Here is a 17,555-nt window from a genome sequence, read left to right as displayed (position 1 = left end):
AGTTGTTCTCGACGTGTTCGCCGACGATCACACGGTACCGGAGTGCCCTGCCCCCGGATTCAGGGACGCATCACTGCGCTGACGTTGTCGTTCGGCTTGGTGAGCGGGTCGACCGTTCCGTCGTGTGCGGCGGAGGCCAGCATCTGCTCCAGGACCGCCTTGCCCATGGAGGTCTCCTCGGGCAGTTCGATCGGGTAGTTGCCGTCGAAGCAGGCCGCGCACAGGTTCGACGCGGGCTGCTCGGTGGCACCGATCATCTCGTCGATGCTGATGTAGCCGAGCGAGTCGGCGCCGATGGCCTGGCGCACGCCCTCGACCATGCCCTCCTCGGACTCCATGCCGTTGGCGATGAGTTCCGCCGGGGAGGCGAAGTCGATGCCGTAGAAGCACGGCCAGCGCACGGGACTGGAGGCGATCCGCACGTGCACCTCGGCGGCACCGGCCTCGCGCAGCATGCGGATGAGGGCGCGCTGGGTGTTGCCGCGCACGATCGAGTCGTCGACGACGACGAGTCGTTTACCGCGGATGACCTCGCGCAGCGGGTTGAGCTTGAGCCGGATGCCGAGCTGACGGATCGTCTGCGACGGCTGGATGAAGGTGCGGCCCACGTAGGCGTTCTTCATCAGGCCCTGCCCGTAGGGGATGCCCGAGCCCTGGGCGAAGCCGACGGCCGCGGGCACACCCGACTCCGGGACCGGGATCACCAGGTCGCCCTCGGCAGGGTGTTCCTTGGCCAGGCGGCGGCCGATCTCCACGCGGGTGGAGTGCACCGACCGGCCGTGGATGTTGGAGTCCGGGCGGGCCAGGTAGACGTACTCGAAGACGCAGCCGCGCGGGGTCGGCTCGGCGAAGCGCTTGGTGCGCACGCCGTCGGCGTCGATGGCCAGCAGCTCACCGGGTTCGATGTCGCGGACGAAGGAGGCGCCGACGATGTCGAGGGCGGCGGTCTCCGAAGCGACGACCCAGCCGCGGTCGAGGCGTCCGAGCGAGAGCGGACGCACACCGTGCGGGTCACGTGCCGCGTAGAGGGTGTGCTCGTCCATGAAGGTCAGGCAGAAGGCGCCCTTGAGAGTCGGCAGCAGCTCCATCGCGGCCTGCTCGATCGAGCTGTCGGCGGCGCCGTGCGCCAGGAGCGCACCCACGACATCCGAGTCCGACGTCGCCGCGGAGCTCTTGATGCCCTTCTCCCGAGCGCGGGCGGCGAGATCGGCGGTGTTGACGAGATTGCCGTTGTGACCGAGCGCGACGCCGGTGCCGGCATCGGTGGTGCGGAAGATCGGCTGCGAGTTCTCCCAGGTGGTCGAACCGGTGGTGGAGTAGCGGCAGTGCCCGATGGCGACGTGGCCGCTCATCGCGCCCAGTGTCTGCTCGTCGAACACCTGGCTGACGAGGCCCAGATCCTTGAAGACGACGACCTGGCTGCCGTCGCCGACGGCGATGCCCGCCGCCTCCTGTCCGCGATGCTGCAGCGCGTAGAGGCCGTAGTAGGTGAGTTTGGCGACGTCCTCGCCGGGTGCCCAGACCCCGAATACCCCGCACTCCTCGCGCGGTTCGTTCTCGGGCTGGTCCAGCGGAGCGGGTTCGGGCGCGCACCCACCGGCTGCGGAGCATCCACCGGCCGGCGTGGGAGCGAGCAGGTTCACGTTGGCGATCGAGCGATCAGTCATCGACTAGCTCCCCTGGGCTGCGAATCGGTTAACACGTCAATGTGCTGGGAGACAGTTTCGGAGTTTACGTGCCCGTTGCCTCACAGAGCGAATCTTCCAGCGGTGTCCGAAGCGCCGTAATTCCACGTGAACGCCAGGAGTGACGGATCACACTCGTCGGATCACTCGGTTCTCGACGCGCCCGGGCCCAGCGGAACCAGCGGCAGCAGCCCCGCCACCAGGTCCGCGCGGTGGCCCGATGCGTCGAGTTCACCGGCGCCGAGCGCGGCGTCGTAGGTCAGCAGACCGGTCACCATCAGCAACCACGTGCGCGGCGAGGTCTCGACGACGTTGGGCGGCGTCCCGCGCGTGTGGCGCGGGCCCTCGATGCACTGCACCGCGACGAACGGTGGGACGCGAACCTCGACCGAGTTGCCCGGGGCGAGGTGTTCGAGCGTGCGGGCGGTGAGGCGGACGGCGGCGGCGAGAGCCGGCCGCGACGGCGCGGGGGCCGATTCGTCGCCGAGCCAGTCCGCGACCGCGAGGACTGCGGCGCGGACCTCTGCCGGGTCGGGTCTCTTACGCGGGGGCACGTCAGTCATCTTGCAACGGCGGTTGACGCCGCCCGAATTGGGGCAGTATGTGACGCATGGGCGCGGAAGTGACCAAACAGGAGTTCACCGGCGAGGATCGCGTGAGGTTCCGCCGGCAGGTCAGTCGTGGTACCGACGCGATCGCGCGGATGCTCGCCGACGGGCTGTTCACCGATCAGGGGCGGCCACCCAAACCCCTCCTCGGCATGGAGGTGGAACTCAACCTCGTCGACGAGCAGATGCGTCCGGCCATGGCCAACGCCGCCGTCCTCGAGGCGATCGCCGACCCCGACTATCAGACCGAACTCGGGCAGTTCAACATCGAGATCAACGTCTCGCCGCGGCCCTTCACCACCGACGACACGATCTCGCTGGAACAGGCGCTGCGGACGTCGTTGAACCGCGCGGAGGAACGCGCCGCCCGCACGGACAACCACCTGGTCATGATCGGGATGCTCCCGACCCTGAAGGCCGAACACTTTGCCCATCAGTGGATCTCGGCCAACCCCCGCTACGACCTGCTGAACGAGCAGATCTTCAACGCCCGCGGCGAGGACCTCGAGATCGACATCAGCGGTGTGCCGCTGGGCGACGGCCATGACACCGAACGCCTCCACACGTCCACCGACTCGATCCTCCCCGAAGCCGCCTGTACCTCGCTGCAGCTGCACCTGAGGGTGGCCCCGGAAGACTTTGCCGCGCATTGGAATGCCGCCCAGGTGATCTCCGGGATACAGGTGGCGCTGGCCGGCAACTCCCCGTTCCTCGCCGAGACCGCACTGTGGCACGAGAGTCGCATCCCGGTCTTCGAGCAGGCCACCGACACCCGGCCGCTGGAGCTGAAGAACCAGGGCGTCCGGCCACGCGTCTGGTTCGGCGAACGCTGGATCAACACCATCTTCGACCTGTTCGAGGAGAACACCCGTTACTTCCCTGCTCTCCTACCCGTCTCGACCGACGTCGATCCGCTGGCCGAACTCGATGCCGGACGTATCCCGACGCTCGACGAGCTGCGGCTGCACAACGGCACGGTCTACCGCTGGAACCGGCCCGTGTACGACATCCACGAGGGGCAGGCACATCTGCGCGTCGAGAACCGGGTGCTGCCCGCCGGACCGACGGTCGTGGACACGATGGCCAACGCCGCCTTCTACTACGGGGTGGTCCGCGGGCTCGTCGAGGCCGACCGGCCGCTGTGGTCGCAGATGTCGTTCAACGCGGCCGCGGAGAACCTACAGTCCGGTGCGCATTTCGGCATGGAGTCGCAGCTCTACTGGCCCGACGTCGGCTGGGTCCGACCGGACGAACTCGTACTCCGGCGCCTGCTGACCCTCGCCGAGAAAGGCCTTCGCGCATACGGCGTCTCGGACAAGGCCCGCAAGCGGTATCTGTCGGTGATCGAGGGACGCTGCGTCACCCGCCGGACCGGGTCGGTGTGGCAGCGCGAGGCCGTCGCCGCCCGCGAGAAGGCCGGCGAGAGCCGGTCGGCGGCGCTGAGCGGCATGCTCGCCGATTACGTGACTCTCATGCACGAGGGCGAACCCGTGCACACGTGGGACATGTGAGGGGTCAGCCCCGCGTCACCAGACCCCGCCCGGTGATGAGCGGTAGATCCAGGGCGGTCACCAGGCCCGGCTTCGCATCGACCACGGCGGCAACCGAATTCACCAGCCGCATCGCCGTGACGATCATCCCGGAGACGTTGTGGTCGCCGTTCTCCCCGTGATGACCGAACTCGACGGTCATCTCCGGCTCGCCGGAGATCGCGATCCGGTAGCAACCGTCACCCTCGTGCGGGGTCGGCCACTCCGGGCACTGGTCGGCGTGCGTGCGCGTGTAGTGCTCCAGCACAACACGATCCACTCCGTCGACCTGACCGGCGACCTCGAATCGCAACGCCGCCATGGTTCCCTTCGGGATCTCCACCGACACCGTCGAATAGTCACGGTCGGCCTCGACGCGTTCCACCCGTTCGACGAGCGGCTCATCGAGGGTGAGGTCGAGTCCGGCGGCGATCTGCCGCACCACGCTGCCCCAGCCCATCGACAGGATGCCCGGCGACAGCAGCAACGGCGTCGTGTCCATCGGCTGCCCGAAGCCGAACAGGTCCCGCATGACAACCGGCTGGTAGTAGGTCGAGTAGTCCGCGATCTCCTGGCACCGCACCTCGTCGATCCGCTGGGAGAGACTCGTCAACGACAGCGGCAGAACGTCATTGGCGAAACCGGGGTCGATGCCGTTGACGTGCAGACTGGCACCGCTGAACTCGCCGGCCGCGGCGATCCGGTCCAGCAGTCTGTCCGGCAGGATTCCCTTCGGGAACTGCAACACGACCGGACCACTGGAGACCACGTTGATCCCGTTCTCCACGAAGAAGATCAGATCCTCGATCGACTCCATCACCCGGTCGTCGGTCATCGCGGTGTGCACGATGCAGTCGGGCTTCAGGGCGATCAGTGCGTCGCGGTCGTCGGTCGCGGCGACGCCGAGGTCACGATCGAGGCCCGCCAGTGCGCCGGCGTCTTTCCCGACCTTGTCCGGACTCGACACCCAGACCCCGACGAGTTCGAGGTCGGGATGGGCGTCGATCCCGGCGATCGCATGTCTTCCGACGGTTCCGGTCGACCACTCGACCACGCGCAGAGTCATGCCCCTCAAACTAGAACACGTTTCAACTCTGCAGGGCCGGTTCGGCGAGAACAGGTCGCGACCGCAACCAGAGTCCGGTGACCACCGCGACGGTCGCGGCCATACAGATGCCGGCCAGGACGAAGGCGACCGCCATCGTGATACCGGGGGTGGACTCGTCGATGAACGGACCGGGCAGGAAGGTGAAGACCAGTCCCACCGTCCAGGCGGCCGCGTTCACCGGTCTCCACTGCCATGCGTGGGGGATTCGGTTCCGCAGAACGACGTACTGCGCCGAGGGAATGCTGATCAGCAGCGCCACCGCACCCGCGCCGGCCACGATCCAGGTGAGGGGATTCCCGAAGTCGATGTCCACACCCAGATCGACAAGACTCGACGGCGCCATCCCCAACGACCAGGCGATCATCGCGCCGACCGCGGTCGCCGGAACCCATCGCGCGGTCGGGACCTGCCACGACGTCCCGCGGAGGGCGACTGCCTGACCGAGACCGAGCAGCGCGCCCTCGCCGGCCCCACACACAACTATGAGCAGCCAGGCCCATCCGACCGGTAACCCGGTGATGGCGGAGATCGCGAACCCGGCGACCGGGATGAGGAATCCGGCCGACTCGGCCATCGTCACCGCACCGACCCACCTGGGCATCGAGAACGCCGCCATCTGCCAGACCCTACCGGGACTAGTCTCGGAAGACGATGTCCCAGACGAGCACACCATCAGCGCCCGATCCGGCACGTCCGCCGCTGTACGTCGACTTCGACGGGCACCGGACCATGCTCAAGTGGCACCGGGGTCGCCGGCGCGCCGACGACCCGGCCTTCACCGCTTCTCGCATCATCGAGGGGATGCGGCTGGGCGCGAGCATCGAGGTGGACCTGGTCATCCACGCCGACCGCGGTTTCGCGATCCTGCACGACCGCGTCGTCGATCACGCCACCACCGGCTCCGGAGCGATCTCGGCGCTACCCGCGGCCTACCTCCGCGGATTGTCCCTGCGCGACAACCACGGCAAGGCGCTCGACGAGCCGGTCCTGTTACTCGAGGACCTCACCGAGCTGTTCTCGACGGTCGACATCGCACCGTCGTCGATCCTCCAGCTCGACTTCAAGGAGGACGACGCCGCCCTCGATCCACGTGCGGTGCACACCTTCGCGCGCAGCGTCGAGCCGCTGGCGTCGCACTACATCCTGTCCTGCGGCGATGCGGCGGCCGTGGCGCGCCTGACGTCGGCGGCCCCCGGGATTCGCGTCGGTTACGACCCCTGCCATCACGGTGCCGCCGACGCCGCGATCCGGTCCGGGGACTTCGAGGGTTTCGTCGCGCGTGCGCTGGCCGCGTCGCCGAACGCGGAGATGGTCTATCTGGAGAACCGCTTGATCCTGGCCGCGGACCGGCGCGGTGTCGATCTCGTCGACGCCTTCCATCGCCACGATCGACTCGTCGACGGCTACACGGTGACCCGTGTCGGACCTCGTTCGGTCCCGGATATCAGGCGGCTCTTGGAGTTGCGGATCGACCAGATCACCACCGACGACCCGGAGGGGCTTGCCGCTCTCGATCTCGACGCAGCTGCCGACGCCGGCGGGTCACGACTGGTCCGATGGGTCCGGCGCACCGGACGCCGCGGTTCGTCAGACGTGTAGGGACCAGAGCGGTTGCACCGGGATGTTCCGGACCACGAACCAGCCGAGCACGGCGACGAGCAACACGACGGCGGAATAGCGCATGTTCTGCCAGCTGCGGATACGCCGCCCGGTCCACAGCCGCAGGCAGTAGGCGCCGAATGCGAAGAGCAACAACCCGGTCGCGAGGACAAAGGCCGCGTTGTAGTGCAGGGACGCGACCAGATCACCGTGCAGGAGTGAGTAGAGCGCACGCTGCGACCCGCAGCCCGGACAGGTCACACCGAGGATCAACTTGGTGGGACACATCGGGAGCACCCCGCCGGGCGTGGTGGGATCTCCCAGCAACACTGCGGCACAACATATCCCAGCCCCGACGATGACGGTCGCCGGGCCGAGGACCCGATGGTTCGAGAGGACCGACACCCGCCCCAGGACGGCCTGCTCGAACCGTTCAGTACGTGGACGTGGTGGCGCTTGCACCGATGATCAACGCCGCGAAGACGAAATAGACGACCACGATGAGGATCGAGCCGACGACCCCGATGATCGCGCCCCACATCGCCCACTTCTTGGCGTCGTCGGCCGCCTTCTGAGCACCGGCGAAATCACCGGCGGCCCACAGCTTGCTGACCGAGGTGGACTTGACGATCGCCACGATCCCCAGGGGCAGGCAGCACAGCACCGTCGTCAGGATCGCCCACACGAGGTTGTTGTCCGGTTCGGGACCGGGCGCGTATGCGCCGTACGGCTGCTGTCCGTAGCCGGGCGCAGCGCCGTAGTTCGGCGGCTGGTTCGGATCGTGGGGATAGCTCATCTGCGCCCTTTCGACTCTCGTTGAGAACCCAAGGAGCGTATCCGACCCCGACCGTATTCGTCGGGTCGGTGAATCAGATTGCTTTCAACGATATACGCGCACCGTTCCCGCAGAAGGGGAACGGCGCTACAACGATTCGGCTCGCTACGCGGTATCGCCGAAGAGACGCGGCAGCGTCGCCTCGTGCACCTCGCGCAGCTCGGCGAGCGGCACCGAGAAGTAGTCCTGGACCTCGACCTCGTCGCTGCCCTGGTCGACCACGCCGATGCGCGTCCACGGCATGCCGCGGGCGTCGAGCATGGCGGAGAAGCGGGACTCCTCGGTGCGCGGCACTGCGACCAGCACGCGTCCGGCGGACTCGGAGAACAGCCAGACGAAGGGGTCGGCATCCTCGGGCAGCAGCAGGCGGCAACCGGTCTCGCCGGCCAGCGCCGCCTCGACGACGGTCTGGATGAGTCCACCCTCGCTGAGATCGTGTGCGGCCGAGATCAATCCGTCGCGCGAAGCCGCGGTCAGGATCTCGGACAGCAGCCGCTCACGCTCGAGGTCGACCTCCGGGGGCACGCCACCGAGATGGTCGTAGGCGACCTGCGCCCAGATCGAACCGTCGAACTCGTCGCGCGTCTCACCGAGGAGGATCAGCGTCTCCCCCGGCTCGGTGCCGAGACCTGTGGGGATACGACGATGAACGTCGTCGATCACACCGAGGACACCGATGACGGGCGTCGGGAGGATCGCGGTCGCACCGGTCTGGTTGTAGAAGCTCACGTTGCCGCCGGTGACCGGGATACCCAGCTGCGCACAACCGTCGGCGAGTCCGCGGACCGCCTGCTGGAACTGCCACATGACCGCCGGATCCTCGGGCGAGCCGAAGTTGAGGCAGTTGGTGACCGCCTTGGGCGTCGCACCCGAGACGGCGACGTTGCGGTAGGCCTCCGCCAGGGCCAGCTGGGCACCGCGGTACGGGTCGAGGAAGGTGTAGCGGCCCGACGCATCGGTCGCCAGCGCGATTCCGCGGCCGGTCTTCTCGTCGATCCGGATCATGCCGGAGTCGGCGTGCTCGGCCAGGACGGTGTTGCCACGCACGTACCGGTCGTACTGATCGGTGATGAACCTACGGCTGCACAGCGCGGGGCTGGCCAACATCTGCAGCAAGGTCTCGCGCAGCTGATCCGGCGTGCTCGGGCGCTTCAGCGGCTCGGTGGTCGAGGCGACCACGGTGTCCTGCCAGTCCGGACGCGCCACCGGGCGCTCGTAGACCGGACCGTCGTGCGCGACGGTGCGCGGCGGCACGTCGACGACCGTCTCACCGTGCCAGGTGATGACCAGATGATCACCGTCGGTGACCTCGCCGATCACGGTGGCCAGCACGTCCCACTTCTTGCACACCTCGAGGAAGGCGTCGACATTCTCCGGGGCGACGACCGCGCACATGCGTTCCTGCGACTCGCTGGAGAGCACCTCGGCCGGGGTCATGCCCTCGGCGCGCATCGGCACCTTCTCCAGGTCGATGTGCATGCCTCCGTCACCGGCGGCCGCGAGTTCACTGGTGGCGCAGGACAATCCGGCACCGCCGAGGTCCTGGATACCCACCACGAGTCCCGCGTGGTAGAGCTCCAGGCAGCACTCGATGAGCACCTTCTCGGTGAACGGGTCGCCGACCTGGACACTGGGGAGCTTCTTGCGGCTCGGGCCCGCACTCTCGTCGTCGTCGAAGGTCTCCGACGCCAGCACGGAGACACCGCCGATGCCGTCGAGACCGGTGCGCGCACCGAACAGGATGATCTTGTTGCCGGTTCCCGACGCGAAGGCCAGGTGAAGGTCCTCGACGCGGAGCACACCCGCACAGAGTGCGTTCACCAGCGGGTTGCCCGCATAGCTGGCGTCGAAGACGGTCTCGCCGCCGATGTTGGGCAGGCCGAGGGAGTTGCCGTAGCCGCCCACGCCGCGCACCACACCGTCGACGACGCGTCGGGTGTCGGGGGCGTCGGCCGGGCCGAAACGCAGCTGGTCCATGACCGCGATCGGGCGCGCGCCCATCGCCATGATGTCGCGGACGATGCCGCCGACACCGGTCGCCGCACCCTGGTAGGGCTCGACGTAGCTGGGGTGGTTGTGCGACTCGACCTTGAAGGTCACCGCCCATCCGTCGCCCACGTCGACGACGCCGGCGTTCTCACCGATACCGGCGAGCATGTTGGCCCGCATCTCCTCGGTGGTGGTCTCCCCGAAATACCGGAGGTGGACCTTCGACGACTTGTAGCTGCAGTGCTCGGACCACATGACCGAGTACATGGCGAGCTCGGCGTCGGTGGGTCGACGGCCCAGGATCTCGCGGATCCGCGCGTACTCGTCGTCCTTGAGTCCGAGTTCGCGGAACGGTTGCGGATGATCCGGGGTCGAGGAAGCGGCTGAGACGGTATCCACCTGGGCACTCACGGTGACAAGTCTAGGCGGGCCCGGGCGGTCGGAGGCGACGGGGCGGACCATCCGATGTTCGACGGGTCCTCCCCTGGGAGATCTGTTCCGGGGACCGGGCCTGTCTCGGGATAGTCTGTTCACTCGAGCCGCGCCGTGTGCGCGACGTGCGCGGGGGAGCGCCGCACGCCGCCGCCGCGCGGGGGGACGACGTTGACACAGGGGGACGAGATGGCCGATGTCCGCAAGGCGAGGGCACTCTTCGAGCTGGGTGTCCTGTCCTTGAACATCCCGGTCGACGGTCAGGAACCCATCAACAATCCGGCCCAGGCCGCGAAAGCATTCACTCGCGCGACCGAGTGGGACCCGTCGCTCGGCGACGCCTGGATCGGCCGGCTCGCCTGCGGGGACACGAGCGACGAGGTGCTCCTGGGGCTGTACCGCGCACGCGCCACGATCGGCGCCGAACAGCGGCGCCTCGGCCTCCCCCCGGGCACCATCGCAGGCCGCTGGGACACCGGGCTGTACATCGAGTACCCGGCGATCAACGCCGTCGACGCCACCGCCGCATATGCGTCCAGCCTGATCCGCGGCGCCGACCACACCGGCGCAGAGGAGGCGCTGGACGAGGTCCCGCCCGCCCATCGACTGCCGATCGTCGAGTTCGTCCGCGCTCACCTCCACTTCAAGACCCAGCGGTGGCCCGACGTCCTGACCGCCCTCACCCGCTCGGACCGGTGGGGCGACACCGTCATGCAGTCGGTGGCCGACTACATGGCCGGCTCGGCGTGTGTGAGCCTCGGCATGCTCGGTGAGGGCATGCGGCGCCTGCAGAACGCCATCGACGGTCCGATCGCCGCCTGCTCGACGAGCGCTATGTACGCCTATGCCCTCGCACTCCGCCAGCAGGGGCATGAGGAGAAGGCGAAGGCGATGCTCGAACAGGTCTACGCCCGCAACCCGGCGCACACCGCCGCGGTACAGGCTCTGCAGTCTCCGTCGATCCGCCTGGCTGTCACGACCCCCGAGCAGATCGCCGCCCGCACCGACCCGTGGGACCCCGCCTCCGTGCCGGACCGGACCGAGACCCTGGTGTCGCAGGACGGCTCGGACGGCGTCGCCGAGAACGAGCTGGTGACCGATGCCCGGCGCGAGCTCGACGAACAGATCGGACTCGAGTCGGTCAAGCAGCAGGTCGCAAAACTGCAGTCGGCCGCCACCCTCGCCCGGGTCCGCGCCGACCGCGGACTCTCGACGTCGGCGCGCAGCCTGCACCTGGCCTTCACCGGTCCTCCCGGAACCGGCAAGACGACGGTCGCCCGGATCGTCGCCAAGATCTACTGCGGGCTGGGCTTCATCAAGTCCGACAAGGTCGTCGAGGCGACGCGGCGCGACCTCGTCGGCGAGCACCTCGGCTCCACCGCCATCAAGACGTCGGCGCTCATCGACTCGGCCATGGACGGTGTGCTGTTCATCGACGAGGCGTACACCCTGATCCAGAAGGGCCTGTCCGGCGGCGACGCGTTCGGCCGCGAGGCGGTGGACACCCTACTGGCGCGGATGGAGGACGACCGCGACCGTCTGGTCGTGATCATCGCCGGCTACGACTCGGAGATCGACCGTTTCCTCGCCGCCAACGACGGTCTCTCGTCGCGTTTCGCCCGTCGCGTCCGATTCGACTCCTACACCCCGCAGGAGCTCGCGCAGATCGGCGAGTTCATCGCCCGCAAACGCGATTCGGTCCTCACCCCGGAGGCGGTCGCCGAACTGGAGCAGGCGTGTGCGCCGCTGTACCACGATGTCCGCGGAGACGACGGCGGCACGCGCCGGGCCACCGACCTGGCCGGTAACGGCCGATTCATCCGCAACATCGTCGAAGCCGCCGAGGAGGAACGCGAGTTCCGGCTCAGCTCCGCCGGCGACCTCGCCTCCCTGTCCGCCGACGACCTGATGCGCATCGAACTCGACGACATCCGGTCCGCGATCTCCGGAGTGCTGTCCGGACTCCGCCGCTAGCAGTCCTCCTTTGCCCCGGCCGTACCGTCCTCGATAACCGAGACTCGAATCCCCAGAGAGGTTTCCTCATGTCCCGCGCTCGTCTGTTCCGTCCCGCCCTGCTCGCCGGGGCTGCCGCGCTGTCGTTGTCGCTGGCCGGCTGCTCGTCCGACGACGCCGAACCCGCGCCGACGACGACGGTCTCGGAACAGACCTCGGTCGAGCAGACCAGCACCGAGCAGGCCACTCCGGCAGCACCGGGCACCGCCGAGAGCTCGGCGGCCCGGCCGTCGACGGGCACACCCCGGCCGACGGGCTCCGCCGACGCCGGCGACGCCAAGGCCCTGAGCTGCCGCGAATTCCGCGCACTCGAGGACGAGGGGCGTGCGGCCGCCGTGGCAGCACTCGGGGTGAAGTCGAACGCCGACCAGGTCGCCACCGTCGCGGCGACGGTCTGCCTCACCCGCCTCGAGGACAAGGTCGCCGACGTTGTCGGTGAACTCGTGCCCACTCGCTGATACTTTCGTTGTCCATGACCGCTCGCCCGTGGACAGTGCTGCACGGCCCGTTGTTCTCGCGCAGCAATCCGCTGGACCGTGAACACGCCGCCCCCCGCATCAGCGCCTACATCTACGGCAACATCCTGATCTTGGCGGCGCTGATCCCGCTGCACCTCACCGACGATTTCGTCGGCATCCTGATCCTGCTCGGCACGGCGGCGTCGACCTTCGTCGCGCATGTCTTCGCCGAGGCCGTGGGACGCCGCGTGCACGAGGGCGCCATCCATCCGAACAAGTCGATGGTTCTTCACAATCTGCGGGACTCGGTGCCGATCCTGTCCTCCGCGTCGGTCCCGTGTCTCATCCTGGCGATGGCCTGGGTCGGCTGGATCGATCCGCGCACCGCCCAGCTCGCCGCGGAGATCGTGATCCTCTTACGAATCGGCGGAACGGTTTTCGTCATCGACCGACTGAACAACGAACGGCCCAATCGCGCGACGCTGATCGGCGCCGGCGCGGTCACCGTGGTGGCCACCGCGATCGTCGTCATCAAGGTCGTGCTGACGCACTGAGCCGGGGTTCCCGGAACACGCGGCCGTGCGTCAGCCGCCCGCACCCTCGGTCGTGACGGTGAGGATCGCCTCGACGTATTCGGGTCGGCAGATCACCAGGTCGGGCAGATACGTGTCGTCGTTGTTGTAGACCAGGGGCGAGCCGTCGATGCGTCCGCACCAGAGACCCTTCGCCTGCGCGACGGCCACCGGTGCGGCCGAATCCCATTCGTACTGACCACCGGCGTGCACATACGCGTCCGCCTCACCGCGGACCACCGCCATCGCCTTCGCGCCGGCCGAACCCATCGGCAGGAGTTCACCGCCGACCGCGGCGGCGACCTCGTCGGCGAAAGCCGGTGGGCGCGACGAGCTGACGACGACGCGGGGCACACCGGTACGCGGCCGCGAGGCCAGTCCCTCGGTGGGTTCGACGACCGTCTCGTCGTCGACGTAGGTCACGCCGAGCGCCGGGAGTGCCACCGCACCGGCGATCAGACCGTCGGTCGCCGACCACAGCGCCACATGAACGGCCCAGTCGGCGCGGCCGGCTCCCGGCTCGTAGGTGCCGTACTCACGGGTGCCGTCGACCGGGTCCACGATCCAGACCCGCTCCGCCTGGAGTCGGGACTTGTCGTCCGCCGATTCCTCCGACAGCACCGCGTCGTCGGGTCGCTCCTCCGCGAGCCGTCGAAGCAGGAAATCGTTGGACTGCGCATCGCCGGCGTTTCCCAGCTCCTTGCCGGTCAGCCCACTGGTCTTGCGAATGTCCAGGAGGAGTTCTCCTGCCGCGGTGGCCAGTTCGCCTGCGAGTGCTCGATCGTCGGTCACGGGGTTCCCTCTCTGGCGTTGTGCTGATCAGTCGCTGCATACCCAGGGGTACCCCCGGCCAACCGGCGTTTCTTACAGTCCCAGGTTACGGAGGACCATGTCGGCGACCTCGGCGGGCGCGCCGTCATCGGGGGTGATGACGAGCTCTGCGTCGGCCGGCCGTTCATACGGCGAGTCGATGCCGGTGAACTGGCTGATCTCGCCCCGGCGAGCCTTGCCGTACAGCCCCTTCGGGTCCCGCCGCTCGCACTCCTCGATCGGGGTGTCGACGAAGATCTCGTAGAACGGCAGACCCCGCTGGGCGTGGATCTCGCGGGCGCGCTGCCGTTCCTCGTCGAACGGGCTGATCAGCGACACGATCGCGACCGCACCCGAATCGGCGAAGAGCGCCGCGACCTCGCTGGTCCGGCGGATGTTCTCGCGCCGGTCGTCGTCGGAGAAGCCCAGGTCGGAGTTCAGCCCGTGCCGGAGGTTGTCACCATCCATCAGGTAGGCGGGCCGGCCCTCGGCGACGAATCGCCGCTCGAGTTCGACGGCGAGCGACGACTTCCCCGAACCGGAGAGTCCGGTGAGCCAGATGGTGGCACCGCGGTGCGCCCGGTGTTCGCGGTCGACCTTGCTGGCCTGCCAGACGATGTGGCTGTCGTGGCTGACCGGAGCGTTGATCATGCCCGCGCCCACGGTGCGGTTGGTGGCCTCGTCGATGAGGATGAAGCTGCCGGTGTCCCGGTTGCGCCGGTACGAGTCGAACATGACCGGTTCCTGCGTACGCAGGGTCACCCGGCCGATCTCGTTGAGCGACAGCGCCTCGGCGTTCTCGTCGCGGTGCAGCGAGTTGACGTCGAGCCGGTAGTTGAGGCCGGTGATCTGCGCGCGGGTCAGTCGCGTTCCGCACAGGAGCTGATAGCGGTTGTGCGAGCGGAGATCCGCGTCTTCGGCGAACCAGCACACCATCGCGTCGATGTCGCGCCCGACGTACGGCCGGTTGTTCGGCCGCGCGAGCATGTCGCCGCGCACGATGTCGATCTCGTCGGCGAGCTCCACCGACACGGCCATCGATGCGAACGCCTCGTCGACACGGGCCCCGCCCGGTTCCCAGATCTCGGTGATGGTGGTACTGAATCCGCTTGGCAGAACCACGATCTCGTCGCCCTTGGCGAACACGCCGCCGGCGACCGTACCCGCATACGCGCGGTGGTCGGCGCCATCGCTGCGCTGCGGACGGATGACGTACTGCACCGGCAGGCGGGCGTCGATGAGGTTGCGGTCGGATGCGATGTAGACGTGCTCGAGGTGGTTGAGGAGCGGCCTGCCCTCGTACCACGGCATCGCGGTCGACTGTTCGACGACGTTGTCGCCGCGTAGCGCCGACATCGGGATGAAGGTGAGGTCGACGACGTTCAGCTTGGCCGCGAAATCGATGAAGTCGGCGCAGATCTCGTCGAAGCGTTCCTGCGACCAGTCGACGAGGTCCATCTTGTTGACGCAGACCGTCAGGTGCGGAATCCCGAGCAGTGTCGAGAGGAACGCGTGTCGCCGGGTCTGTTCCAGCACCCCCTTGCGGGCGTCGATGAGGATCATGGCCAGATCCGCGGTCGACGCCCCGGTCACCATGTTGCGGGTGTACTGCACGTGGCCAGGGGTGTCGGCGATGATGAATTTCCGCCTGGGAGTGGCGAAATAGCGGTACGCCACGTCGATCGTGATGCCCTGTTCGCGCTCGGCCCGCAGACCGTCGGTCAGGAGCGCGAGGTTGGCGTACTCGTCGCCCCGCTCCGCGCTGGTCCGCTCGATCGACTCCAGCTGATCGGTGAAGATCGCCTTGGAGTCGTACAGCAACCGGCCGATCAGTGTCGACTTGCCGTCGTCGACGGAACCAGCGGTGGCGAGCCGCAACATCTCGGTGGCACCCCCGGCAGCATTGACCCCGCTCATCAGAAGTACCCCTCCTTCTTGCGATCCTCCATGCCCGACTCGGAGATCCGGTCGTCGGCGCGCGTGGCCCCGCGTTCGGTCACCCGGGTCACCTCGATCTCCTCGATCACCTTGCGGACGTCGTCGGCCGCCGACAGGACGCACCCGGTGCAGGTGGCGTCGCCCACGGTCCGGAAGCGCACCGTCTCCGTTCGGATCTCCTCCCCCGGGAGTTCCTGGAGGAAACGGGTTTTCGCGAGCAGCATGCCGTCGCGGGGGATCACCTCCCGCTGGTGCGCGTAGTAGATCGACGGCAGGTCGATGCTCTCCTCGGCGATGTATTGCCAGATGTCGAGTTCGGTCCAGTTCGACAGGGGGAAGACCCGGATGTGCTCCCCTTTCGCATGGCGCCCGTTGTAGAGCCGCCACAGTTCGGGCCGCTGGTCCCGCGGGTTCCACGCGCCGAACTCGTCCCGGAAGCTGAAGACGCGTTCCTTCGCGCGCGCCTTCTCCTCGTCGCGACGCGCACCGCCGAACACGGCGTCGAAGCGGTTCTCGGTGATACCCCGCAGCAGAGCCGTGGTCTGGAGGCGGTTGCGGCTCGCTCCGGGACCCGTCTGCTCGACGACGCGTCCGGCGTCGATGTCGTCCTGGACCGAGCTCACGATCAGTCGGACGCCGGTCTCGGCGACCACCCGGTCGCGGTAGGCGATCACCTCGTCGAAGTTGTGTCCGGTGTCGACATGCATCAGCGGGAACGGGATCGGCGCGGGCCAGAACGCCTTGCGCGCCAGGTGGAACATGACGACCGAGTCCTTGCCGCCCGAGAACAGCAGCACCGGACGTTCGAAGGTCGCCGCGACCTCGCGGAAGATGTGCACGGACTCCGCTTCGAGAGCCGCGAGATGCGACAACTCGTACCCGTGCCGGCCCGGTCGGTGTGCCTGCCGGTCGCCGGCGCTGCCGCCGTTCGCTTCGGTCATGCTCGTCACCGTGCGCAACCCCCCTTGACATGTCGAATATTCGACACTAAGTGTTGACAATGTGACACCGACCGTAGGCGACCTCTCCGATGCGCGTCAACCGTCGCGCGCGGCGTCGCCACCCACCTCGCGGGTCGTCCACATCGTCCAGCTGCTGGCCGGTGCCAATCAACCGGCACTGACCCTCGCCGAGATTGTCCGGCAGACCTCGCTCTCGCGTGCGACGGCACACGCGATCGTCGCCGAACTGACCGAACACGGCTGGTTGAGCCGCGATCCCGCCACCGGGAAATACGGGATCGGCCCGGAATTCCGAGCCCTCGCACGGGCAGCCGCGGACGCCGATCACCTCGACCGATGGGCGGCGGTAGCCGCGCACGACCTGTCTGGACGCTTCTCGATCCCCTTCTTCGTGGCCCGCCGATCCTCGACCGACGTCGTCACGCTCGCGGCGCACGCCTTCCCACCGCATCTCGCGGCCGACTCCGAACCGCATCCGTGGCTTCGCAACGGAAGCCGCATCCGGATCCGCCCGCCGATCTGCCGCGAATTCGTCGCCTGGGACCCGGCGGAGGCACGTGATGCCTGGATCGCTCAGGCCGCCGAGCCCACCCGCACCCGGTTGCGCATGATCCTCGACGTGATCGCCGAACGCGGCTACTCGATCGAGCGGATGACCGACGACCACGTAGCGATCATCGACGCCCTGAACTCCCTGGACACCATGTCGGAGAACCTGCGCAGCCGGGTCGGAGACCTGCTGACCGAACTGTCGGTGATCGACTACCTGCCGGACGAGCTCGACGCCGGCGCCCGCGAGGGCGTTCCGGTGGTGACCATCGGTGCGCCGATCTTCGACCACACGGGGCGGGTCGTCGCCGCGATGGTCGCGTGCCCGAACTCCACACTGGACGTCGCGGATCTGCACTCGATCGCCGACGCCACCCGCGCAGCGGCCGAAGAGATCTCCTCGCATCTGCGATGAATTCCGGTACTCCGCAACGAAACCCCACTGGATTCGCGACAATCGCCGGAAGT

16 protein-coding genes are annotated in these 17,555 nt (G+C 68.0%); 6 read left to right on the top strand and 10 right to left on the bottom strand.

The window, feature by feature from the left end; translation table 11 throughout:
- Positions 1-59 precede the first annotated feature (59 nt).
- Both purF and GKZ92_RS04100 read right to left on the bottom strand, forming a co-directional pair.
- Positions 60-1,667: an amidophosphoribosyltransferase gene (gene purF / locus GKZ92_RS04105; protein WP_035751821.1), complete on the bottom strand. Its 1,608-nt coding sequence runs from the start codon at positions 1,665-1,667 to the stop codon at positions 60-62.
- Positions 1,668-1,828: 161 nt separating this feature from the next.
- Positions 1,829-2,248 carry a sterol carrier family protein gene (locus GKZ92_RS04100; RefSeq protein WP_006358475.1) on the bottom strand — a complete coding sequence of 140 codons (420 nt, stop codon included), beginning with the start codon at positions 2,246-2,248 and terminating at the stop codon, positions 1,829-1,831.
- Positions 2,249-2,295: 47 nt separating this feature from the next.
- Here GKZ92_RS04100 and GKZ92_RS04095 point away from each other — a divergent pair, with 47 nt between their 5' ends.
- Positions 2,296-3,804: a hypothetical protein gene (locus tag GKZ92_RS04095; RefSeq protein WP_006358474.1), complete on the top strand. Its 1,509-nt coding sequence runs from the start codon at positions 2,296-2,298 to the stop codon at positions 3,802-3,804.
- Positions 3,805-3,808: 4 nt separating this feature from the next.
- Here GKZ92_RS04095 and GKZ92_RS04090 read toward each other — a convergent pair whose 3' ends face one another.
- Both GKZ92_RS04090 and GKZ92_RS04085 read right to left on the bottom strand, forming a co-directional pair.
- On the bottom strand, positions 3,809-4,888 hold the full coding sequence (locus GKZ92_RS04090; protein ID WP_075862511.1) for an NAD(P)H-dependent amine dehydrogenase family protein: 1,080 nt from the start codon (positions 4,886-4,888) through the stop codon (positions 3,809-3,811).
- Between the two features lie 22 nt (positions 4,889-4,910).
- Positions 4,911-5,546: a hypothetical protein gene (locus GKZ92_RS04085; protein WP_230461894.1), complete on the bottom strand. Its 636-nt coding sequence runs from the start codon at positions 5,544-5,546 to the stop codon at positions 4,911-4,913.
- 35 nt (positions 5,547-5,581) lie between these two features.
- Here GKZ92_RS04085 and GKZ92_RS04080 point away from each other — a divergent pair, with 35 nt between their 5' ends.
- Positions 5,582-6,529: a glycerophosphodiester phosphodiesterase gene (locus tag GKZ92_RS04080; protein WP_155225012.1), complete on the top strand. Its 948-nt coding sequence runs from the start codon at positions 5,582-5,584 to the stop codon at positions 6,527-6,529.
- Here the strand turns inward: GKZ92_RS04080 and GKZ92_RS04075 are convergent.
- The 3 genes from GKZ92_RS04075 to purL form a co-directional block, all read right to left on the bottom strand.
- Complete coding sequence (locus GKZ92_RS04075; protein WP_196222028.1) at positions 6,518-6,934, bottom strand: DUF2752 domain-containing protein; 417 nt, start codon at positions 6,932-6,934, stop codon at positions 6,518-6,520. The two genes, GKZ92_RS04080 and GKZ92_RS04075, sit on opposite strands and share 12 nt — an antisense overlap.
- Before the next feature lie 28 nt (positions 6,935-6,962).
- On the bottom strand, positions 6,963-7,325 hold the full coding sequence (locus GKZ92_RS04070; RefSeq protein ID WP_042376203.1) for a CD225/dispanin family protein: 363 nt from the start codon (positions 7,323-7,325) through the stop codon (positions 6,963-6,965).
- Between the two features lie 144 nt (positions 7,326-7,469).
- A complete protein-coding gene (gene purL / locus GKZ92_RS04065; protein ID WP_230461893.1) occupies positions 7,470-9,815 on the bottom strand; it encodes a phosphoribosylformylglycinamidine synthase subunit PurL in 2,346 nt (781 codons plus the stop codon).
- A gap of 159 nt (positions 9,816-9,974) precedes the next feature.
- Here purL and eccA point away from each other — a divergent pair, with 159 nt between their 5' ends.
- The 3 genes from eccA to GKZ92_RS04050 all read left to right on the top strand — a co-directional run bounded on the left by eccA (position 9,975) and on the right by GKZ92_RS04050 (position 12,810).
- Positions 9,975-11,759, top strand: coding sequence for a type VII secretion AAA-ATPase EccA (eccA, locus tag GKZ92_RS04060; protein WP_035751832.1), 1,785 nt, complete (start codon positions 9,975-9,977; stop codon positions 11,757-11,759).
- 68 nt (positions 11,760-11,827) lie between these two features.
- Positions 11,828-12,256, top strand: a complete 429-nt coding sequence (locus tag GKZ92_RS04055) for a hypothetical protein (RefSeq protein ID WP_006358466.1) — start codon at positions 11,828-11,830, stop codon at positions 12,254-12,256.
- A gap of 14 nt (positions 12,257-12,270) precedes the next feature.
- Positions 12,271-12,810 (top strand): hypothetical protein, encoded by a 540-nt coding sequence (locus tag GKZ92_RS04050; RefSeq protein WP_006358465.1) that lies wholly within the window; start codon positions 12,271-12,273, stop codon positions 12,808-12,810.
- Between the two features lie 30 nt (positions 12,811-12,840).
- Here the strand turns inward: GKZ92_RS04050 and GKZ92_RS04045 are convergent, their stop codons facing one another.
- The 3 genes from GKZ92_RS04045 to cysD form a co-directional block, all read right to left on the bottom strand.
- Entirely contained in the window at positions 12,841-13,620 is a 780-nt protein-coding gene (locus GKZ92_RS04045; RefSeq protein WP_035751833.1) for a 3'(2'),5'-bisphosphate nucleotidase CysQ, read from the bottom strand.
- A 72-nt stretch (positions 13,621-13,692) separates the two neighbouring features.
- Positions 13,693-15,555 carry an adenylyl-sulfate kinase gene (gene cysC, locus GKZ92_RS04040; protein WP_042376207.1) on the bottom strand — a complete coding sequence of 621 codons (1,863 nt, stop codon included), beginning with the start codon at positions 15,553-15,555 and terminating at the stop codon, positions 13,693-13,695.
- Positions 15,555-16,517, bottom strand: a complete 963-nt coding sequence (gene cysD, locus GKZ92_RS04035) for a sulfate adenylyltransferase subunit CysD (RefSeq protein ID WP_006358462.1) — start codon at positions 16,515-16,517, stop codon at positions 15,555-15,557. The genes cysC and cysD overlap by 1 nt, the downstream gene beginning before the upstream one ends.
- A 61-nt stretch (positions 16,518-16,578) precedes the next feature.
- On the opposite strand from cysD, the gene GKZ92_RS04030 reads away from it, so the two are divergent.
- Positions 16,579-17,502, top strand: a complete 924-nt coding sequence (locus GKZ92_RS04030; RefSeq protein ID WP_042376209.1) for an IclR family transcriptional regulator — start codon at positions 16,579-16,581, stop codon at positions 17,500-17,502.
- The last annotated feature ends 53 nt before the right edge of the window (positions 17,503-17,555 follow it).

The sequence above is a fragment of the Gordonia sp. 135 genome (assembly GCF_009720185.1).
In the GTDB taxonomy this organism is placed as follows: domain Bacteria; phylum Actinomycetota; class Actinomycetes; order Mycobacteriales; family Mycobacteriaceae; genus Gordonia; species Gordonia alkanivorans.
The sequence above is the reverse complement of the archived record's forward strand: the minus strand, read 5'-3'. Positions and strand labels throughout refer to the sequence as shown.